Consider the following 22,585-nt stretch of genomic DNA (forward strand, 5'->3'; position numbering starts at 1 on the left):
CCGGCGACATCTTAACTCGGTTCAGGTTGCTCGTGCCGCCCTTGCCAATCCATGTTCTACAAGCCGATTAATGAACTCGCGATAACTGACGCCGCTCGCTGCCAGCACCTTCGGATACATGCTGGTACTGGTAAAGCCTGGGATGGTATTGACCTCGTTGATATAGAACTGCATGTTCGCAGTCAGGAATAAATCGACACGAGCCATGCCGTCGCAACCTAAAGCTCTGAATGCTAAGGCTGCCGCCTCCTGGATCTGCATCTCGACATCCTCCGGCAGTTCCGCGGGAACCGTCAGTGCCGCACCGTCCCTGTCGACATACTTTGCGTCATAGCTGTAGAAACCGTGGCTTTCGGATGCTTTGATCTGACCCGGGCGAGAGACAAAGAGTCCGCCTTTCGTATCCTCCAGCACGCCACATTCGATCTCAAACCCGGGGATGAATTCCTCAGCCAGCAGCTTGCAGTCATGCTTAAAACCTTGGGCAAGCGCTAGCGCGAACTCCTGCGTCCCAGAAATCTTTCTCACTCCGACTGACGAACCTTGCCGTGCCGGCTTGATGAAAATCGGCGAACCAAGTTCGCGCTGCAAAGCGGCCAGCGAAGGCGTCTTGCCCATGTGAATGGTGACTGAACGCGCAACTGGCAGCCCCGCCGACCTGAGCAACTGTTTCGCGATTTCCTTGTCCAACGACGTCGCTGAACCGAGGATGCCGCAGCCGGCGAGCGGTACTCGCGCGACATCTGCAAGCCCCTGCACGGAGCCATCTTCCCCATGGAGCCCATGCAGCACCGGGAACAGGATATCGATTGTCCCAGCGCCACTTATGCTGCCGTCTGGCATAACTGCTATCATGCGCCCACGTCCGCCGGGGACGAGGCAGACCTCTGTTCCCGCTGATGGGGTCGCGAGCGTATCATTCTCAAATTTGCTCAACAACCATCGTCCCTCCCGCGTGACGAAGACGGGAACGGCATCGTATTTGGTTGGCTCTATAGCCTGCATGATGTTTGTCGCCGAAAGCACTGAAGCATTATGTTCTGTAGATCGCCCTCCAAAGAGAACGGCGATACGAAGTCTGATTGAACGGGTAGTCATGGTGACTTCCTTAGCGCAAGGTATTGAATTAAAGCCAATGACAACCGGCCGTTTGCAAAGAACTCGAAGCTCGCGAGCGACAGTCATTCTGCGTCGAAAAGCGGACGGAAACATGTAGAGCGGCCCAGACGACGCTTGTCGTTCGAAGGTCATGTCCGTGATGTCTCCAACAGCTTCAACGTTTTAAGAAACATTAAAAGCATCATCGCTGGCTTCCGCGTCATCAAACGGTTTAATCGACCAATCGATTAGGTCGAAGGCGCGCTGAAGTATGGTCGTCGTCTGTTTCCGACAGGGCGAAGTGACGATGATGTGCCCGATACTGTCTCGGTAATCGCCTTTCCTGATGATCGGCGCCTTGGGTCCGACATGGAGCTTCACCTCAACGACACCTGGTACAGCCGCTGCCTGACTAGCGCCTCGGATCCAGTCGAGGGTGCCATCGCGATCGGGAAGTAGATTTCGAAACGCCGCAGTTTGCGAACGCGTTCGAAGCAAATCACATTTGTCGCCGATAACAAGTTTGATGTGCTCGGTAACGAGATCGACACCGTGAGCCAGCTGAACCAATTGAGGATCGCCGGCAAGACGCGGATTGACTTCAATGACGACCGGGCCACGCTCTGTCCACCGGAGTTCGATGTTAGCAGGTCCCCAGCCAAGACCGAGAGCTCGCAAGCAGCTCAGCGAAACATCGTCGATACGTTGACGCTCCTCACGAGTTAGCAACGCTGGAAAAATCGACTGACGAAAGACGAAATGCGGTGGACGATCGAAGTCGGCGGCCTCAATTCCAATGACTTCATGTCCCATCGTATGAGCGATATAATGGGGGCCCTGTGCGAATTCTTCGACCAATATTCTCGGCGACGACCGCCAAGCGTACGTCCCGCCTAACAGATAGGTTGTATGTTCGGCTATCTTATTGACGTCGCTGCATAAGCAGACGCCACTGCTGCCGTTTCCGACGGCTGGCTTCAGTATCACTGGCAGGCCGATCTCCGCTGCAGCGCCTAATACGCCTTTCACATTCGCTGCGACGCGATAAGCAGGTACGGGAACGCCGGCCTCCTCGAGCAACTGGCGCTGAGCGAATTTGTTGCAGCATTGCTCAATTGATTTGGGGTTTGGCCCCGGCAGATCGAGATGCCGGCAGACTTTGGCGGCCACCGCACATACAGCCTCCTTGGCACACGTAATGCCGGCAACGTCGTAGGTCGCACGCAGCTGGTAACATTCGCGGATCACCGCATCGAAATTGTTTGTCTCGACGCGGATTGCCTCAATCCCTGCGTCCGCAAGACAGTCGTACTGAGCTGTATCAGTCGACAGGATAACTGGATGAAGATCAAGCCGCTGCGCCGCTTGAACGTATAGCAAACCATTGCTCGCGGGATCGCCTTCAACCAAAATGAGTGCTCTTGTGACCATCGGCTGTTGACCCTTTATCGCTTGGCACGCGGTACGGACGAGGGTTGCAACGCTCAACAAAGACCAGTTTGGCCAAGACATGTGAGCTCGCTCTCGCTCATTTCGGGTTGCTGTTTTGCAATGTCGCTCCTCTTGGCCAGAACTCCCTTGGTGTTCCATCGAGATGCTCGCTCCCCTCGCCGCTGGAGTGAATCTCGACATTATTTCCGCGAACGTCCCTCAACGTGTCTTCGAAGTGAGTTCATGGCTCGCTTGGCCCCTGCATCGAAGCTCGTGCCCATAAGGGTTTGAGCGTCAAGCGCTTGCGTGGACAGACAGGTCCAGAATGTCCAGACCCCGTTGAAGCGTCTGCGCATCAATCGTCAGGGGTGGAAGAAACTTGATAACGTGGTCCTCCGCACCGCATCTCTCGACCACAAGCCCCCCCTCAAAGGCTTTGCGTTGGATTTTTTCGGCCAAGTTGCCAGTAGCGCAGTCGAGCGCCAGCATCAGGCCTCTTCCCCGGACGGATAGATTGTGTTTTTGGGTGCTTTGCGCGATCTGCCGCAGGCGCTCGCTCATGACGCTTCCCTTTTTCATGACATCGTCACACAGATTGTCATTCGCCCAGAATTTCCTCAAAGCGCTCGTCGCTGTCACGAGCGCAAGATTGTTGCCTCGGAACGTCCCGATGTGCTCTGCCGGCTGCCATACGTCGAGCTCCGGCTTGAGCAGCAAAAGGGATAGCGGCAGCCCAAGGCCACTCAGTGACTTCGACAGAACGACAATGTCGGGTGATAAACCGGCGAACTCAAAGCTGAAGAAACTGCCGGTTCTCCCACATCCTGCTTGAACGTCGTCAACGATGAGGAGAATGTCATTCTTTCTGCAAAGTCGCTCAACCGACCGCAGCCACTTCTCGCTCGCAACGTTTATGCCCCCCTCGCCCTGAACGGTCTCCAAAATGATGGCAGCTGGCAGATCAATGCCACTGCTTGCGTCAGACAGCACCTTGTCCAAGTATTCCGACGTGTCTATATCGGCTCCAAAGTAGCCGTCATAGTGCATGAATATGCCACCTGCCGGAGGAAGGCCCGCCACATCGCGGTAGTGTCGATTGCCCGTGACCGCAAGTGCGCCCAGGCTCACTCCATGAAAAGCGTTGGTAAATGATATTATATTGCGACGTCCCGTAACCTTGCGTGCGAGCTTTAGAGCAGCTTCCACGGCGTTGGTGCCAGTGGGACCGGGAAACTGAAACTTATATTTCAACCCACGTGGGTGCAAAATTGTCGCATCAAAACACTCCATAAACTCTCGTTTGGCTGACGTAGCCATGTCCAATGCATGAATGATTCCATTCGATTTCAGGTATTCCGCCACGGCGTTGAGCAAATCGGGATCGTTATGACCGTAGTTGAGAGCGCCGGCGCCTGTGAGAAAGTCGATGTATTCAAAACCTTTCTCATCCTCGAGAATGGCTCCCACGCCCTTCCTAAATACGGTGGGAAAGGATCGCGAATACGACCTAACATTCGATTCGAGGTTTTGGAATGCAGAAAGCGAGTTGGAGTTGCTGTCAATCAACACGATCTTCCTCCGCTGCGATTTCGGTCTGCTGTCACAAGCCAGGGTCCGAACGGAATGCCGGCTGGCACAGCGGTTATAACTTGGCGACCTTCGTCGTCCGGCCCATTTCTTTCAAGTTTCGTGCCAGTTAGCTTCGTTGTAGCCGACCCATATTATTCACTGCTATGCCAGCTATTTAGGCGCTCAAATATGGGACTGAGAAATGAAGGCATGTCGCTGAACCCGCGAATTGTCGTGACAATGTCGTACATCGTGTCTCCTATGCACGGAAGACCGCTTGTGGCGTGCGGACCTCATAAGCGAGTTAGTTTATGTTTTTGCTGTGATCCCTTTGAATCGGCAGTGGAGGCGGGTGTGATCGACGCATTCAGCAGGCTGCGTGGCCTTGCGCTAGCTGCCGTCAAGCACTTTCGGCACAACGTAATCGAGGCCCGTAGGGTCGATAGCGGCGACGTTTCCGTCGCGGTCGACGATGAAAAGGGTAGGCACTTCTGTAGAATGGCTCGGCTCCATCCAGAGCCTGTATTTTTGGCCTGTTAAATCGACCCCTATTCCAAAATTCAGATTTGGGCACGTCCGGTTCAGCCATGCGTGCACATCAGCTCGAGCCTCAGCCGCCGTTGAATCGCGTTCAAGCAACACGACACCGATGACGTCAAGACCAACATCTCGGTATTTCTTCTGCAGTTGCCTGAGACGGGGCATCTCGCGCGCGCAGGCTGGGCAGGTAGTTGTCATAAACGCGATGATGTAAACTTTGCCACGTTGAAAAGCCTCAAGAGACTCGCCACGAACCCATTCCAAATCGTTGATTGAAGGTGCTAGGTCTCCTACCTTTAAGTCGGGCATGCATGTACTCCTTAACGTGTTCAAACCAACGCGGTTATCCCGCAACGCGGATGCGGCGGCCGTTCCGCTGCCTCGCAATAGCTCTCAAGATTCGTGCCAAGCTGGCCGATTGAGCTGACAAACTATAATCCGCCGCGATTCCAGCTATGTGGGCGTAAAATACGGGATTGAGAACAAGAACGCCTGTCACGTAACCGACAAAGGTAGCGACAACGCCGTAACTCATGACGTACCCCAACTAAATAGGCCATTTGGAATTTGCCAACTTAGATCCCTGACGCGGAGAAATGGTACTCGGCGAAGGCTCGAAAATTACGAGCAGATCATTTGTTCTGAAGTTGGCAAAGGTGGTACGCTACTGAAAAGCCGAGCTTTCTGAACGATCTACGCCGGGCGGGTGCCCTTGAAGAAGCAGCTAGGCAACTTGGACCATGCCGCACGACGTGTGGTCACAAGTGGCGCCTTCTTCGTCGTCTAAGGGTCATGATTGCTGACCGTGTGTGCGGGGGCGAGAGCTTCGTTGACATCACTGCCACTATCATAATGGACAGCAGAGTAGGACGTTAACCCTATGCGGGCACCAGACGCGGCATGGCGCTTGTCATCGCCGGAGACAGCGCTTTGCGGCAAGTGATCAGAATTTGTTACGGCCGGTCTGGTGATGGCTGCTCTAACAAAGTCCTAGAGCGTGCTGTTTTTAGACGGCAGCATATCCTGAGTTTCTAAGATAGTTTGCGCATTCGTCAGGCGCGAATGCGTCGAGCATGTGACCGGCGGTGCGCCACGTTGTTTCGACGCTTCGTGGCTCGGCCTTTCTGATGAGATGCTTGAGCTTGGCGAAGACCTGCTCAATGGGATTGAGGTCTGGACTGTAAGGCGGCAGGAAGATGAGATGCGCGCCGGCAGCCCTGATTGCACGTCGGATAGCCTGCCCCTTGTGGCTGCCGAGATTGTCGAGGATGACGACGTCGCCTTTGGCAAGTGTTGGCACAAGGATTTTCCTGACATAGACGTTAAAGAGCTCGCCATTGATCGGCCCGTCGATAACCCAGGGCGCGTCGATACGGTCGCTGCGCAGGGCCGCGATGAAGGTCAGGGTTTTCCAGTGGCCGTGCGGGACTGAAGCGGCGAGCCGCTGGCCACTTGGTGCCCAGCCCCTGAGCGGCGCCATGTTGGTTTTGATCCAGGTCTCGTCAAGGAAGACCAGTCGATGAGCCTCGATCCGGTGCTGGTGGTTCTTCCAGCGTTGCCGTTTGCGGGCGATGTCCGGTCTCGTCTGCTCGGCTGGCAGCACCGTTTTTTTTGAAACTCAAGCCTTCAGCCCGGACAAACACCCAGACAGCACGGCGGTCGGTCTTGATGCCACGCTCGGCAAGCTCCGCAACCAGCCCACGTGTCGTGAACGGGCCAGAGCAACAACGTTGGCGCAACCACTCGGCCCGCTCATCCGACAAAGTCCGTTTCTTGTGCCCGCCAATCCGGCCTGGCGTAAGAGCGCCTGTCTCGGCCAGGCGCCGCTTCCATTTTGAAACACACGAAGGGCTGATCGATAGTGCGGCCGCAATAGAGCGTATCGTCTCGCCGGCCGTTAGCCGCGCCATTGCACGCTCTCGAAGATCTTCAGAATAAGGCTGTGTCATCGCCGCTGGCCTGCCTTCCCCAGCAGCAATGTTGAATCACATTCAAACTGATTTGCGAATCTGGAGGGTTCTGTGAGGTCCGCGCGCCGTGCGTGCGGCATTCACTGATCGGACCTCATTGAAGCCGGATTGAGCGAAGGCGCGGGTTGTTTGGCACTATGGGGATTTAGCCGAAGTGGTAGATGGTGTCTGGCAGGGGTGAGCCTTGGCGGAGCACGTGGACAGGTCTGGAAGGGTTTTGAGGGTATTTGCGGTGTCTTTGACGTTCCTATCGGCTGGTTTGCGTCGGCCGAACTCTTGGTGGCGTTGCCGCTCAGGCACGATTGGCCAAAGCATTCGCCTCGCGGCCCCTCGGCATGCCGACGCTGATCGTTGCAATGATGCCGCGCATGATATGATCATGAACTGTCGTTCCATGCTGGCCGGCGTACCGGCTGGATCGGGGCCCACGCGGCAATGATCGTCATGGTTCCGCCGCAACAGGAGCAGCGGTGTCGCAAAGGTGGTGGCTTTGCGTCCGGTTCTTCGACCGGCGGCGGGACGTCGAGCAGGCTTCGGCACAGGTCCAGCTTCAGTTGCCGATGGCCATTGGCAAGCAGGCCGTAATGACGAATGCGGTGAAAGCCGTCCGGAACGGTGTGAAGCAGGAAGCGGCGGATGAACTCGTGGGCATCGAGCGTCATCACCTTTTGCCTGCCGCCCGTTCGATAATCCTTCCATCGGAATGTGACGCGATCGCCATCAATGCTGACGAGCCGTGAATTGGAGATGGCAATGCGATGGGTATAGCGGCCGAGATAGGCCAGCACCTGTTTGGGTCCGGCAAATGGCGGCTTGGCATAGACGACCCAGTCGATGCGACGCGCTGCTTTGATGGTTCGATTGAAGGCGAGCGGATCGGCCAGACCGGCGATATCGCCGAAGAATTGAAGTTGGCCCAGATCGTAGGCCTGCTTCAGCTCCTTGAGAAACAGCCGCCGGAACAGACGCGACAGGACCCGTACGGGCAGAAAGAAGCTTTGCCGGCAGGCAACCCAACGGGACTGGTCGAATGACAACCCACCGCCCGGCACGATGCAATGGATATGCGGGTGATAATGGAGGTTCTGTCCCCAGGAGTGCAGCACCGCGATGAAGCCGATCTCCGCACCCAGATGTCTGGGATCCGCAGCAAGCTTGCGCAGCGTCTCGGCGACGGCGCGAAACAGGATCGTGTAAACGGCATTCTTGTTCTGGAAGGCGATTGCGGCGATCTGCTGCGGTAGGGTGAAGACGACGTGGAAATAGCCGACCGGCAGAAGGTCGGCCTGCCGCGCGGCAAGCCAGTCACGGCTCGCCTGTCCCTGGCACTTCGGGCAATGCCGGTTGCGGCAGGAATTATAGGCGATGCGGAACGCCGCGCAGTCCTGACATTGCTGGACATGCCCGCCCAGGCGAGCGGTCCGGCACATCTCGACCGCACTCATGACCCGGCGTTCGACACGCCCGAGATGAGCGTCGTGTGTTTGACGATATCTTTCCCCGTGGCGGCGAAAAATGTCCGCCACCTCCAGTCCCGCCGCCATGGCGAAGCTATGCTCAGCCTGGCGGCACCACCTCTAACGTCAGCCGGTCGAGCGGGCTGGTCGTGCTGCGGATCAGGGTATTGGAAACCTTCGTGTAGCGTGCCGTGGTGGACAGATTGTTGTGGCCGAGCAAAACCTGGATGATGCGGATGTCGGTTCCGCTTTCCAGAAGATGGGTGGCAAAGCTGTGACGCAGCGTATGTACCGTCACCCTTTTGTCGATGCCGGCAGCAGTGCACGCCGAACGGCAGGCAGAATACAGAACCTGGACGTCGATGGGCTTGGTCTCGTCCCGGCCCGGGAACAGCCAGACCTCGGGTCTCGCCAGCCGCCAATAGACCCGCAGGATCGCGAGCAACTGCCCGGACAGCATGACGTTGCGATCCTTTCCGCCCTTGCCATGCTCGACGCGGATGATGCCGCGTTCGCCATCAACGTCGCGGACCTTGAGATGGACAGCTTCCGAGGCGCGCAGCCCCGCTGCATAAGCTGTCGTCAGTGCGGTGCGGGTCCTCAGGCTCGGAACCGCTTCCAGAAACCGCACGATCTCGTCGCCGTTTAGGATCGTCGGCAGCTTGGCGGGTGTCCGGGCATAGGCAATGCGTTCCGGTATCTCGGCATGACCGAGCGTGACGCCAAAGAAGAACCGCAGGGCACAAACTGTCTGGTTCAAGGCCGGCCACGATAGGCCCGAGGAGACCAGATGCACCTGAAACGCGCGCACGTCTTCCAGTCCAAGACGGTCTGGCGAACACCCGAAATAGCGCGAGAACTTCGTCACCGCATGCAAATACGATCGTTGCGTCGCTGGCGAAAGATTGCGGATCGTCATGTCATCGATCATGCGCCGGCGCAGCGGGCTTATCTCTGTCATCGTCATCTCCTGTTCAAAGGTTGGCTAAAACAGCCCAATCCTTCAAATCAGAAGCGCATCATGCAAATCCCGCACTCCAAGTGCCGCGCCAGCGGCTTCGTTCAATCCCAGATTCCGCTAAATCACAGCATGCTCTAGAAGCTACGCATGGATAAATGAGACATCCTGCCGGTTGGTCAGATATTGCACAAACGGCCACCATTCATTGGCCCTCAGAGGGTGACAATCTATTTCGACATTGTCATCACCTTTGTCGGTTACTTGACAAGCGTTTGTGTTCTCAATCCCGTATTTTACGCCCACATAGCTGGAATCGCGGCGAATTATTGTTCGTCAGCTCAATCGGCCGCTTGGCACGAATCTTGAGAGCTATTGAGAGGCAGCGGAACGGCCGCCGCATCCGCGTTGCGGGTAACCAAATTGCTTCGAACACATGAAGGAACGCCAAGCATGGCAGCTCTGCGTCAGATCGCATTCTATGGAAAAGGCGGAATTGGCAAGTCCACTACGTCCCAAAACACGCTGGCCGCCCTTGTAGACCATGGGCAGAAGATCCTCATCGTCGGCTGTGACCCTAAGGCTGATTCTACGCGCCTGATCTTGAACTCGAAGGCCCAGGATACGGTTCTTGATCTCGCAGCAACGAGAGGTTCGGTTGAAGATCTTGAACTCGAAGACGTGCTCAAGGTAGGCTATAAGGGTATCAAATGCGTGGAGTCTGGCGGTCCGGAGCCAGGCGTCGGCTGCGCGGGACGCGGCGTTATCACGTCGATCAACTTTCTCGAAGAGAACGGCGCCTACAACGATGTCGACTACGTGTCTTATGACGTGCTCGGTGACGTTGTGTGCGGCGGCTTCGCGATGCCGATCCGTGAAAACAAAGCTCAGGAAATCTACATCGTCATGTCCGGCGAAATGATGGCGCTCTATGCCGCCAACAATATCGCCAGGGGCATCCTGAAATATGCTGCAGGCGGCAGCGTGCGCCTGGGTGGCCTCATTTGTAACGAGCGTCAGACCGACCGCGAACTCGACCTCGCCGAAGCGCTGGCTGCCAAACTCAATTCCAAGCTCATCCACTTCGTGCCACGCGATAACATTGTCCAACATGCCGAACTTAGAAAGATGACGGTGATCCAATATGCGCCGGACTCTCAGCAAGCGGCCGAGTACCGGACACTTGCCCAAAGAATACATGACAATTCTGGCAAAGGCACCATCCCGACCCCCATCACCATGGAAGAACTTGAGGACATGCTTCTCGATTTCGGGATCATGAAAACCGATGAGCAGATGCTTGCCGAACTTCAAGCCAGGGATGCCAAGTTGACAGCTGCCCAGTGATCACACTGACACGTGCGACCAGCGACACGCAAAGCGCCCGGCATCGCGTGAGGGAGGTTTCGCCAATGAGACTTCACCCAGACTTTTTCAAGGGGTAGCGTCAATGACCTTCAAATACCACAATGACAGTGACTTCCATGCGAAGCTTATAGCGGATGTGCTCTCCCAATACCCGGACAAAGCAGCAAAGCGCCGCAGTAAGCACCTTAGCCTTGCAACGAGCGAAAAGGACGGAAACGCGACCAGCGAATGCGAGGTAAAGTCGAACATCAAGTCTGTTCCAGGCGTGATGACGATCCGCGGCTGCGCTTACGCCGGTTCAAAAGGTGTCGTCTGGGGACCAATCAAGGATATGGTTCACATTTCACACGGGCCTGTGGGCTGCGGTCAATATTCCTGGTCGCAACGTCGCAACTATTACGTCGGCCTGACGGGCATCGACACGTTCGTGACCATGCAATTTACCTCCGATTTTCAGGAAAAGGACATCGTTTTCGGTGGTGACAAGAAATTGGAAAAGGTCATCGATGAGATCGCTGAACTTTTTCCGCTAAGCAATGGCGTCACCCTGCAATCAGAATGTCCGATCGGCCTGATTGGCGACGATATCGAGGCCGTAGCGCGAAAAAAGGCCAAAGAACACGCGACGACCGTTGTGCCGGTACGCTGCGAAGGGTTCCGTGGCGTGTCGCAATCGCTTGGCCACCACATCGCCAACGACGCAATTCGAGATTGGGTCTTCGAAAAGAAAGACATAAAATTCGACCCAGGTCCCTACGACGTAAATGTTATAGGCGACTATAACATTGGCGGCGACGCATGGGCCTCGCGCATCCTGCTCGAAGAGATCGGATTGCGCGTGGTCGGCAACTGGTCGGGAGATGCAACTCTCGCCGAAGTAGAGCGCGCGCCGAGAGCGGCACTCAACCTCATTCACTGCTATCGGTCGATGAATTACATCTCCAGGCACATGGAGGAAAAATATGGCATCCCTTGGATGGAGTATAATTTCTTTGGACACTCCCAAATCGATGCCTCGCTGCGCAACATAGCCGAACACTTCGGGCCGGAGATCCAAGAGAAAGCCGAAAAGGTCATAGCCAAATACCAACCCCTCGTTTGGGCCGTAATCGACAAATACTGGCAGCGCCTTTCCGGCAAACGGGTGATGCTCTACGTCGGGGGATTGCGTCCTCGTCACGTCGTCACCGCCTATGAGGACCTCGGTATGGAAATCGTAGGAACCGGCTACGAATTCGGTCACGGCGACGACTATCAGCGCACTGGCCATTATGTAAAAGAAGGCACGCTGATCTACGACGATGTGACTAGCTATGAACTTGAGAAATTCATTGAGGGAATTCGGCCCGATCTCGTCGGGTCCGGCGTTAAAGAAAAATACCCGGTGCAGAAAATGGGCATTCCATTCCGTCAGATGCACTCCTGGGACTATTCTGGTCCGTATCACGGTTATGACGGCTTCGCGATTTTCGCTCGGGACATGGACATGGCCATCAACAATCCAGTTTGGGGTCTCTACGACGCGCCCTGGAAAAATGACCGCGCTTTGGCGGCGGTTGCTGGGTGAGAACATAGCGTTCGCGCGTAAAAAACGCGCAACGGCTTAAGCGACGCATGTTTCTGGACCGCCCTTGAGCCGCGGCCAGATCGAAAGAGGTGACCCTATGCCGCAATCAGCTGAGAAAACTCTCGACCACGCGCCCCTATTCTGCGAGCCGGAATACAGGCAGATGTTAGCCGAGAAAAAGTTGAACTTCGAATGCCCACACCCTGATCAGGTCGTGTCAGACCAACGCGAATTCACGAAGACCTGGGAATACCGCGAGCAAAACTTGGCCCGCCAAGCCCTTGTCGTCAATCCAGCCAAAGCCTGCCAGCCACTCGGCGCGGTTTTCGCAGCGGCGGGATTCGAGCGAACGATGTCGTTCGTCCATGGCAGCCAAGGTTGCGTTGCCTACTACAGATCGCACCTATCGCGCCATTTCAAGGAGCCGTCATCGGTGGTCTCGTCATCGATGACAGAAGACGCCGCTGTATTTGGTGGCCTGAAGAATATGGTCGACGGTCTCGCCAACACGTACAAGCTCTATAACCCGAAGATGATCGCGGTCTCGACCACATGTATGGCCGAGGTCATCGGAGATGACCTGCATGGTTTTATCGAAAATGCCAAAAGTGAAGGTTCGGTCCCGCGCGATTTCGATGTCCCCTTCGCCCACACACCAGCCTTTGTCGGCAGCCATGTCGATGGCTACGACAGCATGGTAAAAGGTGTGCTGGAGAATTTCTGGAAGGGCACCGCGCGAAGTGAAGCCACCGCTTCTATCAACATCATTCCTGGATTTGATGGCTTCTGCGTTGGGAACAATCGCGAATTAAAACGCCTGCTCGACTTGATGCAAGTGAATTACATGTTCATCCAGGACGCATCAGATCAGTTCGATACCCCCTCCGATGGTAACTTTCGGATGTATGACGGGGGGACCAAAATCAATGACGTGAAGGCGGCGTTGAACGCGGAGGGGACGTTGTCCCTGCAATATTACAACACTCGCAAGACGCTAGACTACTGCAGAGACGTTGGACAAGCGACGATCTCCTTCCGCTACCCTCTCGGCGTCGAAGCTACCGACGAGCTCCTGATGGCGATATCTGGGATTTCCAGGAGAGAAATTCCCGAGACGATCCGCCTGGAGCGCGGGCGACTCATCGACGCGATGGCGGACAGCCAAGCTTGGCTGTATGGAAAAAAATACGCGATCTACGGCGATCCAGATTTCGTTTATGGGATGGCGCGCTTCATCATGGAGACCGGCGGCGAGCCAACCCACTGCCTCGCCACAAATGGCACCTCAGTTTGGGAGGACGAGATGAAGGAACTCCTCGCATCCTCGCCCTTCGGGAAGAATGCACAGGTTTGGCCAGGCAAAGATCTCTGGGCACTGCGCTCGCTACTGTTCACCGAGCCGGTGGATCTCCTGATCGGAAATTCTTATGGAAAGTATCTCGAACGGGACACCGGTACCCCACTGGTTCGGCTGATGTTTCCAATTTTCGACCGGCACCATCATCATCGATTCCCACTCATGGGTTACCAAGGCGGACTGCGTCTTTTAACGGCGATCCTCGACAAGATCTTCGACAACCTCGATCGCGAAACAATGCACGCGGGTGTGACAGACTATTCGTATGACCTCACGCGCTAAGAGCGGCGGCCGGCCAGGCGGCCTATCTCTCAACCAGATATGAAGGCAAACGAATGTCCTCGCTCAACGCCAAAGTCAAAGATGCCTTCCACGAGCTAGCGAGTGAAAGGAGCGGCAGCAAGGGTCCTAAGGCGCGCCCAAGGAATTGCGCGAGGCCAATGGCCCCGGGAACGGCCGTCGGCGGTTGCGCTTTCGACGGCGCCAAGGTCGCACTGCAGCCGATAACCGATGTCGCACATCTGATTCACGGGCCGCTCGCCTGCGAGGGAAATTCCTGGGACAACCGTGGCGCTGCCTCGTCAGGTCCAACACTTTGGCGCACGAGCTTCACGACCGATCTTACGGAAATCGACATCGTAATGGGCCACAGTGAACGGAAGCTCTTTAAAGCGATCCGGGAAATCAAGGATGGGTATGCGCCCGCGGCAATCTTCGTCTATTCAACCTGCGTTACAGCGATGATCGGTGACGACATCGACGTTGTTTGCAAGCGAGCGACGGACGAATTTGCCTTACCGGTGGTGCCGGTCAATGCGCCAGGTTTTGTCGGATCTAAAAACCTCGGCAACAAGCTAGCGGGCGAGGCGCTGCTCAAGCATGTCATAGGTACCGTGGAGCCCGATGAACCAGGCCTTTGCGACATCAACATACTCGGCGAATTTAACCTCTCTGGTGAGTTCTGGCAGGTGAAGCCGCTCTTGGATAAGCTCGGCATCCGCGTCCGCGCCTGTATTCCCGGAGACGCGCGATATCTGCAAGTCGCCTCCGCCCACCGCTCGCGCGCAGCGATGACGGTGTGTTCGACAGCGTTCGTTACGTTGGCACGTAAGATGCAGGAGCGGTGGGACATTCCATTTTTCGAGGGCTCCTTCTATGGCATTTCCGGCACCTCGGAGGCGCTCCGGCGGATCGCCGATCTGCTTGTAAGGAAGGGTGCTGACCCCTCGCTTTTGCATCGCACGGAAATCCTTGTAGCGGAAGAAGAGGAAAAGGTGTGGAAGAGGCTGGAAGCCTACCGACCTCGCCTTGAGGGCAAGCGCGTGCTTCTAAATACAGGCGGCGTGAAATCCTGGTCGGTCGTCCATGCCTTGATGGAGATCGGCATGGAGATCGTCGGCACATCAGTCAAGAAATCGACGCTCGAAGATAGGGAGCGAGTGAAGCAGACCCTGAGGGAGGAGAACCTCCTGTTCGAGTCGAAGTCGCCGCGCGAGCTTTTCTCGCTTCTACTCGACAGAAAGGCTGACATCATGCTGTCGGGCGGACGCACCCAGTATATAGCGTTAAAGGCTAAACTACCTTGGCTCGACATTAACCAGGAGCGTCATCACGCTTACGCTGGCTATGAGGGAATGGTGCAACTTGCTCGACAAATTGACCTGGCAATCCACAATCCGATGTGGCCGCAGGTGCGCGCGCCGGCGCCATGGGAGCCGGCCTTAGTCGTTGAAAAACGAGCGAAAAGAAAAGTGTAAGCGCGTCGAACCAAACCGCGAGATCACTCGCAAAAAATGTTGAGGTCGTACTATGGCACGCGTCGTATCTCAAACTAAGTCGGCGGCGGTCAACCCCCTGAAGTCGTCTCAGCCGCTTGGTGCTGCCTTCGCCTTTCTGGGCGTCGACGGCGCAATACCTCTGCTCCATGGCAGCCAGGGATGTACAAGCTTCGCGCTCGCACTGCTCGTGAGGCATTTCAATGAAGCGATCCCGCTGCAAACGACGGCGATGAACGAAGCCGCGATAATCGTCGGCGGCGCGGATCGTCTCGAAGAGGCAATTCTCAGCCTCAAAGCCCGCTCAAGGCCACGACTGATCGGGATATGCACGACCGCATCGGTAGAGGCCCGCGACGAGGATGTCGCCGGTGACGTCGAAAACATCAAACGCAGGCGGGCGATAGAACTTGTGGGCACCGAAGTGATAGTCGCCAACACGCCTGACTTTGACGGCGCCATAGAGGAGGGTTGGTCTAAAGCTGTTACCGCCGTGATCGAGGCAGTAGCGCGACCTGACAAGCAGTATCGCAATCCGAGGAAGATCGCGATCTTGCCTGGCTGGAACTTAACGGTTGCTGACATAGAACATCTGCGCGAGACGGCCGAAAGCTTCGGCCTCGACCCGGTTATTCTGCCGGACGTATCCGGAGCGCTCGACGGCTCCATCCCGGAAGAATGGATGCCGACAACGTATGGCGGCACGAAAGTGGAGGAGATCCGCGATCTCGGTGCGACGATGCAGTGTATCGCAATCGGTGAGCATATGCGGCGACCGGCTGAAGCGCTGCAGAGACTGACCGGCGTGCCGTATGTGCTGTTTAGATCGCTGACGGGCCTAGAGAACGTCGATCGCTTTATTCGCGTGCTTGCCGCTATGTCACGCAAACAGACACCGCTCAATGTCCGCCGCAACCGAATGCAGTTGCAGGATGCCATGCTCGACGGACATTTTCATATGGCTGGCAAGAAGATCGCAATCGCCTCCGAGCCGGATCAACTTTTCCAGCTCTCCGACTTTTTTACTGCCATGGGTGCGGAAATTGCGGCCGCGGTCACCACGACCGGCACTTCGAAGGCGCTCGAGATGGTACCGGCGAAGACCGTCAAAGTCGGCGACCTCAGTGATCTGGAAAGTCTCGCCGCAACGGCCGATCTTATCGTCACACACTCGCACGGCCGAGAAGCTGCCAAACGCCTCGGCATTCCGCTGATGCGGCTTGGTTTGCCCATGTTCGACCGCGTCGGCAGCCAACACAAGCTTACAATATTATACCGGGGAACCCGCGACCTGATCTTTGACCTCGCGAACATCATTCAGGCTAACCACCCTCCGGACTCCCAGCCCACTTTACTCAAGCGACAGGCGGGAATCGCAAAATGAGACCAATTCGCCGCCTCTCGCTCTTCAATGGCAGACTCCACCAACAGCGGCCGAAACGGCAGGTGACCAGCTTGCGAATTGCGAACGTCACGCAAGATATGGAGGGACTGAACGCGTCGTTTGAGTCGGCCAGACCATTCGCTATCTACGACGCGATACGCGACGCGTGGACCTTCGTGCAAGCCGCTGGGTTCGAGGATATCTCCGACGAGATCGGAAGACACCGGAGCGAAGGTGATGACTGCACTGGGAAAGGATAGCGGCGTTAGACAGCTGCCGGCTCGCATTTTGTCTGGCAATCGGCGCGCCTTCGGCGGTCACATATGTCATTGCCAGAACTCGCTAAATCGGAGGAATCTATGACAAGCTCATGCGTGACTCGCGACGGGTCCCGATGGATGCCGGAATATCTGGATTCGATCAACCCTGCGATGTGCATCGGCTGCGGTCGCTGCTTCAAGGTCTGCTCACGTGAGGTCATGCACCCCTACGGCATCGACGAGGCAGGTGAAATGCTCGGTGTCTGCGATGGCGAGGACGACTTTAATGGTGAGCTCAGTCGCGTGATCATGGTCATTGATTATCCCGGCCGCTGTATCGGCTGCGGAGCGTGCGCCCGCGTCTGTCCCAAGAACTGCCAGACTCATATCGCCGTTGATCATCGTGCGGTGCACGAATCTTGAATTCCGTTCCGAGCGGTAGAAGCCGCCGGCGCCGTCCACATTGCGAGACTATCGCATCGGTTCGAAGACGTGGAGAAGGCGGCATGGCAGCTTAGCGTGAAAGCAAATCCGGCTTGCGACGCGAAGCTCTTTCTAGGCATCCAATCTGCCATTCGGGGGCAATCATCACAGGAAACACCAGGTCGAAAGTCCAACGATCTGAAGAGAGGAGGCATTGAACTGTGCATTAAGCCGCGACGACAGCCTTCCGGTTACATCCTTGGGCGGCCGAAGCGGGCTTCGAAATTTGAAAGCAAGATCCAACCACGAGCGTCTAAATGAGGTACTCATGAGACCATTAGATATTTCTGTCGTTGGAGCAACCGGGGCGGTCGGAACGGCCCTGATCAAGTTGTTGGAAAAAAGCGAGATTAAGATCAATCGACTGCGACTGTTCGCCTCCAGTTCGGGTGCGCGCCAATTCAAGTTTCGAGACCAAACATATTTAGTTGAGGCACTCCGCGACATTAGCGATATCGGTGATACCAAAACCGACATTGCATTCTTCTCTGCAGGCGGCGACGTAAGCGCCGTATGGGGACCTCGGTTCGCATCCCAAGGAGCCTTGGTGATTGATAACTCGAATGCCTTTCGAATGAGGCCTGACGTACCCCTCATCGTACCACAAGTTAACGCGTGTTCACTTACGGTTCGTCCACCGTCTGGAATAATAGCAAATCCAAATTGCTCCACGATACAGCTGGTTCGGGCACTGCGACCGCTGATAGCGACGTTCGGCGTTAACCAGGTTCTTTTGACCACCTATCAAGCCGCCTCAGGAGTTGGCCTGCGCGGGATTAACGAGCTAGAAGACGGTGCCGTAGCCTGGCTCGAGGGGAGCACCGGACCCGCTGCGGAGAGCTTCCCTGTCCCTCTTGCATTCAATGTCATACCTCAGATCGGAGAGATTTCCCGTGAAGGCGTGGCTCTAGAGGAACGCAAGCTGGTTCAAGAGTCACGGAAGATCTTCGGTATGCCTCATCTGCAGTTAACCGCCACCTGCGTTAGAGTGCCGGTAAAGACGGGCCATTCCGAGGCGGTATACGTCGAGTTCGACGATCATGTTCGACTAGAACAGGTCCGTGAGCTCCTGGCAAATGAACCAGGTGTTCGACTTTATGCTGATGAAATTCGCGACGGATATCCAACGCCGCGCTATCTGGGAGATCCTGCAGATGTTCACGTCGGTCGGGTCCGAGTTAATCCAGAGAATCCGCGCGGGCTGTGGATGTGGGTTGTAGCCGACAACGTTCAGGTTGGGGCCGCACTGAACGCACTCCTCATCGCACAGCTTGCGATCGCCAATAACTTGATGGATGAAACATGAAGACGACCATTGTCAAATTCGGGGGTTCGAGTTTTCGAGATCCTTGTGATTACGCTCGAGTTGCTCAGCATCTAGCTGAGCTGCGGGCTGCAGGCGGAGTCAAGATTATCGCCGTGGTCAGCGCAATGTATGGAATGACCGACAAGCTGAAAGCAACCATGCTTGGCGTCAACAAAGAAGCATCACCATCGAATCTCGATGCGGCACTTGCCACGGGCGAGATGCTGAGTGCCTGCATGTTGGAGGCTGCAGTCAGTCGCCTCGGGATTCCCGTAACGTCGTTGAATGGCTATGCCCTCGGGATACGCACTAATTCAGACTTCGGCCGGGCGTCAGTTGAAAGCGTCGATCCTCAGCCAATCAGGGCTGCACTTCAGGAGCATGACATTGTCATTGCCGCGGGTGGTCAGGCAATTGATCAGTCGGGCAAACTAACGTTTCTCGGCAGAAACAGCTCCGATCTGACAGCAGTCGTGATCGCTGCCATGTTAGGAGAGCAAGCGTGCGAAATATATTCAGATGTTAAGGGCGTCTACACGGCAGATCCTCATCTTGTACCAGGGGCACGATTCATCCCGAAGATTGGGTATGGGACAATTGCGCAGATGTCGCGGCAGGGCGCTAAGGTTCTGCACCATAGGGCAGTGGATTATGCTAAAAAGCACGCAGTCACCATAGTTTGCAAAGCACTGACTAGTGACGGAGTGGCGACGGGCACGATCATCACAGGCCACGGATACTCCGGTTCCGTGACAGTAGCACGCGACGCAGCAGTATTAGCTGTCGCGAGTGTTGCAGAACGCGACAATCTCCTTGTGCTTCTTGATCAACACGATATTAGCTCGATATTCTTTGAAGAGGACGGCAGGCCCTGCCTTTGCATCATAACCGACATCGATTTTGCGATGCGCCTTGTCGCATCGGCAGGCACGCGCGCGGTCGCCATCGGATCAAGGGTCGTGGTGACCGAGCTTAATGGCGCGATGTCGCGCGTCCACCTTCACGTTGACTACGAGAGCGCCTTGGCACATGCGCAAAACATCCACGAACAAATGTATCCTGCAGCCGTTCGCGATCTTGTGATAGAGAACGACTAAACAGCGCCACAGGCGACGCCCGAATGGAGGCGGCGGCGAAGTCGCTTGATCTGGCCATCGGTTAAGGGATGCTTCGACTTGGTAGCCGGGTGATCGTTAGCGACGATCGCCTGTTCCACCGCCCTGATAACCCCGGCACATCGTCGAGTTCAACATGCAGTCGTCATCGCAGGGACAGGGCGCGGACAGACGCGACCGGTGAATTCGAAAAAGTTATTGTCGAATGCAGGTTCTGGATCGCCGCTTTCCAGTTGTGGTAAACGAGGACAGTGCAAAGCGGCTGAAATCAACCCTTCACCTTGCAGCGCGCCAGCATCTCGTCCTCGTTCCGGCGCGCTCTTGATGCCCTTGCGCCGGCCCTTGGTCGCTAGACTCATCGCGCAGGTACTTCGCATTCTCGGCCCATTGATGCGGCCGGCGGCAATCCGCGCCGCGGTGCTATATGACTAGCGGCCCCTTGATGACATAGCGGTCGGTCTTCAGCGCGCCTCCTAGCTGCCAACGGCTCGCGCAAGCCCCTGTACGGCGGGAGGAGAACTCTGCCGGCGGAACGCCCTGATCGGGTTGGAAAACCCAGGGGCGTATGGTCCCCTTGACGCAGAAGGCAACGCTTGAGAGGACTGCTGGCGCAATCAATCGGCACAAAAATCGCAGCTCACGAAGATGATTGCGCTGTTTGATATTCGTTAAACTGTTCCGCAGAATGGCCATGCAGCGCCAGGTAATCGCTACCTAGGGCAGGCTCGCTTGTCGAAAAATGTACGTCGCCCCTGTACGATGTGGCACCGCGAAACCTGTTCCTGCGCCGAGATATCTGAGGAATTGAGTTTGCTGTCGCAGATGCTGTCATAGCCGCCGCACTTCTTGATCCAGCTCGAGCGCAGGGTGCGATCTAACCCCGATTGCGGTTGCGACGCTAAGCGCGGTGCCGGCGGATGTGGTGCCGGGCACATTTCGGACACAAAACATGCCCGCGGGCCCACAATAAAAATGGCAGACTTGGCCAGCGCAAGCACCGCGGGCGTGATCCAAAGTCACCCGAGGGCTAGCTTTCATAGAGTCGCGCCGCTTAAGGCAGGATTTTTCGGTTCAGGTCGAAGCATGATAGCCTCAGAAACCGGCGACCTTGGCGAGCGCCCGCTTCTCGCGGCGGCGCTGGACCGAAGATGCAATGTTCATCGCCTCCCGGTATTTTGCAACCGTGCGACGGGCGAGATCGACGCCGCCCTTCTTCAGCATGTCGACGATATCGTCATCGGAAAGCACCGCCTCCGGACTCTCCTGCAGGATCAGCGCGCGGATCTTGTGACGCACGGCCTCGGCCGAATGGCTGTCGCCGCCGGCGATGGCACTGATCGAGACGGTGAAGAAATATTTGAGTTCGAAGAGGCCGCGCGGCGTCAGCATATATTTGTTCGACGTGACGCGGCTGACGGTGGATTCATGCATCTTGATCGCTTCGGCGACCGTCTTCAGGTTCAGCGGGCGCAGGTGATCGATGCCGTGCTGTAAGAAGGCGTCCTGCTGGCGGACGATTTCACTTGCCACCCTCATGATGGTATTTGCCCGCTGATCGAGGCTGCGCGTCAGCCAGTTGGCGGTCTGCATGCAATTAGAGAGGAAGGCCTGAACCTCTGCATCCTTGGTCTTGGTCACGCGAGAAAAATAGGACTGGTTGACCAGTACGCGCGGCAGAGTATCCGGATTGAGCTCGACCAGCCAGCCGCCTTCCGAGGAGGCTCTGACGACCACATCCGGCATGATCGCTTCGGAAACACCTGCCTCGAAACCGCTGCCGGGCTTCGGATTGAGCTGACGGATCTCGCCGAGCATGTCGAGAAGATCTTCCTCGTCGACGCCGCAAAGCCGCTTCAGCGTGGCAAAATCACGCCGGGCAAGTAGTTCGAGATTTTCGACCAGAGCCTGCATGGCCGGGTCGTATCGGTCCTTCTGCCTGAGCTGGATCGCCAGGCATTCGGCGAGGCTGCGGGCGAAAACACCCGGCGGATCGAGGCTCTGGAGGGTGGCGAGCACGCGCTCGGCCTGTGCGAGGCTCGTACCCAGCCTCTCGCCCGCCTCGACGATATCGGCCTGCAGATAACCGCAGTCGTCGAGCTGGTCGACGAAATTCTGCGCGATCAGCCGGTCGGCCATGTCAGGCAGGACGAAGGGGATCTGCTGGGCGAGATGATCGCATAACGACACCTGGCCGGCGACGAAATCGTCAGGATCGTAGTCGGCGCCCTCGCCGCTGCCCGGCATCGATTTCCACTGGCTGACGAGCTCCGGCGCATCGAGGCGCTGCGGGGCACCGTCATCGGGAAAGACATTGGTGTAATTGGCGTCGAGTTCGTCGTTCAGCCGGCTGGTGCTGGCGCTGCCGCCGTTATCATACCAGTCGCTGGAGAGCGCCTCGGTGCGGTTGTCATAGCCATCGTCCGATCCCGCATCCTCCGGCTGATGAGCATACTGCTCCTCTTCGGCATCGCCGCCCGCCTCATCATCGTTGTACGGAAATTCGAGCAGCGGGTTCTGTTCCACTTCTTGAGCGATAAACTGGTTGACTTCGAAGTGCGTCATCTGCAGCAACTGGATGGATTGCCTCAGTCGCGCTGTCATCACCAGGGACTGGCTCTGGCGCAGTAAGAGATTGGCGGACAGTTTCATGATAAAGTTCCACTTAATTCTTGGGACCATGCCTGATCATGACCGCAGGGCACGGAGATCGATGCCTTCACGTGAAATTGGCACGCTTGGCATCATGAACCACTTGGGGCAACTTGGGCGCCGCGGCGCGTGATAGCTTTCAAGAAACGTGCCAAACCATCGACTGGATTCCGAAAAAGAATATGCTTGAGTTTCAGTGATTTATGGCGAGTAGTGAACTTGGTTGCGAAAGGGCATTTGTCGCGCAGCCGACAAACGACGACGGTGCAGATTGTCGCGACTGTCCGTATTCCTTTCG

General features: G+C 56.4%; 16 protein-coding genes. 8 read left to right on the top strand and 8 right to left on the bottom strand.

The features are described 5' to 3' along the window. Positions 1-21 precede the first annotated feature (21 nt). From J3P73_RS36020 to J3P73_RS36050, 7 genes are all read right to left on the bottom strand, one after another. Complete coding sequence (locus tag J3P73_RS36020; RefSeq protein ID WP_018517581.1) at positions 22-1,098, bottom strand: D-alanine--D-alanine ligase family protein; 1,077 nt, start codon at positions 1,096-1,098, stop codon at positions 22-24. Between the two features lie 183 nt (positions 1,099-1,281). Then, a complete protein-coding gene (locus J3P73_RS36025; RefSeq protein ID WP_050566348.1) occupies positions 1,282-2,529 on the bottom strand; it encodes an ATP-grasp domain-containing protein in 1,248 nt (415 codons plus the stop codon). A 294-nt stretch (positions 2,530-2,823) separates the two neighbouring features. Further along, positions 2,824-4,095, bottom strand: a complete 1,272-nt coding sequence (gene ectB, locus J3P73_RS36030; protein ID WP_205922004.1) for a diaminobutyrate--2-oxoglutarate transaminase — start codon at positions 4,093-4,095, stop codon at positions 2,824-2,826. Positions 4,096-4,488: 393 nt separating this feature from the next. Further along, positions 4,489-4,947, bottom strand: coding sequence for a TlpA disulfide reductase family protein (locus tag J3P73_RS36035; protein WP_018517578.1), 459 nt, complete (start codon positions 4,945-4,947; stop codon positions 4,489-4,491). A 697-nt stretch (positions 4,948-5,644) separates the two neighbouring features. Then, positions 5,645-6,587 (bottom strand): IS630 family transposase gene (locus tag J3P73_RS36040; RefSeq protein ID WP_207580278.1). Its coding sequence is split into 2 segments (ribosomal slippage): positions 5,645-6,250 and positions 6,252-6,587, totalling 942 coding nucleotides; the frame shifts between segments, so codons are not numbered across the junction. A 398-nt stretch (positions 6,588-6,985) separates the two neighbouring features. Continuing rightward, entirely contained in the window at positions 6,986-8,152 is a 1,167-nt protein-coding gene (locus J3P73_RS36045; RefSeq protein WP_130771603.1) for an IS91 family transposase, read from the bottom strand. A 13-nt stretch (positions 8,153-8,165) separates the two neighbouring features. Further along, positions 8,166-9,026 (bottom strand): tyrosine-type recombinase/integrase, encoded by an 861-nt coding sequence (locus tag J3P73_RS36050; RefSeq protein ID WP_130658199.1) that lies wholly within the window; start codon positions 9,024-9,026, stop codon positions 8,166-8,168. 450 nt (positions 9,027-9,476) lie between these two features. On the opposite strand from J3P73_RS36050, the gene nifH reads away from it, so the two are divergent. From nifH to J3P73_RS36090, 8 genes are all read left to right on the top strand, one after another. Continuing rightward, entirely contained in the window at positions 9,477-10,370 is an 894-nt protein-coding gene (gene nifH, locus J3P73_RS36055) for a nitrogenase iron protein (protein ID WP_018517739.1), read from the top strand. Positions 10,371-10,473: 103 nt separating this feature from the next. Next, positions 10,474-11,958: a nitrogenase molybdenum-iron protein alpha chain gene (nifD, locus tag J3P73_RS36060; protein WP_018517738.1), complete on the top strand. Its 1,485-nt coding sequence runs from the start codon at positions 10,474-10,476 to the stop codon at positions 11,956-11,958. A 97-nt stretch (positions 11,959-12,055) separates the two neighbouring features. After that, on the top strand, positions 12,056-13,597 hold the full coding sequence (nifK, locus tag J3P73_RS36065) for a nitrogenase molybdenum-iron protein subunit beta (RefSeq protein WP_018517737.1): 1,542 nt from the start codon (positions 12,056-12,058) through the stop codon (positions 13,595-13,597). 53 nt (positions 13,598-13,650) lie between these two features. Further along, positions 13,651-15,072, top strand: a complete 1,422-nt coding sequence (nifE, locus tag J3P73_RS36070) for a nitrogenase iron-molybdenum cofactor biosynthesis protein NifE (protein ID WP_207580279.1) — start codon at positions 13,651-13,653, stop codon at positions 15,070-15,072. 52 nt (positions 15,073-15,124) lie between these two features. Further along, the gene (gene nifN, locus J3P73_RS36075) at positions 15,125-16,474 is read left to right on the top strand and encodes a nitrogenase iron-molybdenum cofactor biosynthesis protein NifN (protein ID WP_207580280.1); all 1,350 of its coding nucleotides are present in this window, start codon (positions 15,125-15,127) and stop codon (positions 16,472-16,474) included. A gap of 359 nt (positions 16,475-16,833) precedes the next feature. Next, positions 16,834-17,157 (top strand): ferredoxin III, nif-specific, encoded by a 324-nt coding sequence (fdxB, locus tag J3P73_RS36080; RefSeq protein ID WP_163879785.1) that lies wholly within the window; start codon positions 16,834-16,836, stop codon positions 17,155-17,157. A 328-nt stretch (positions 17,158-17,485) separates the two neighbouring features. Next, positions 17,486-18,523, top strand: a complete 1,038-nt coding sequence (locus J3P73_RS36085) for an aspartate-semialdehyde dehydrogenase (protein ID WP_207580281.1) — start codon at positions 17,486-17,488, stop codon at positions 18,521-18,523. Next, positions 18,520-19,620: an amino acid kinase family protein gene (locus tag J3P73_RS36090; protein WP_207580282.1), complete on the top strand. Its 1,101-nt coding sequence runs from the start codon at positions 18,520-18,522 to the stop codon at positions 19,618-19,620. The genes J3P73_RS36085 and J3P73_RS36090 overlap by 4 nt, the downstream gene beginning before the upstream one ends. A gap of 1,110 nt (positions 19,621-20,730) precedes the next feature. Here J3P73_RS36090 and rpoN read toward each other — a convergent pair. Next, complete coding sequence (gene rpoN, locus J3P73_RS36095) at positions 20,731-22,287, bottom strand: RNA polymerase factor sigma-54 (RefSeq protein ID WP_207580283.1); 1,557 nt, start codon at positions 22,285-22,287, stop codon at positions 20,731-20,733. Between the last annotated feature and the right edge of the window lie 298 nt (positions 22,288-22,585).

It is taken from the genome of Rhizobium ruizarguesonis (assembly GCF_017357285.1).
GTDB classification, from domain to species: domain Bacteria; phylum Pseudomonadota; class Alphaproteobacteria; order Rhizobiales; family Rhizobiaceae; genus Rhizobium; species Rhizobium ruizarguesonis.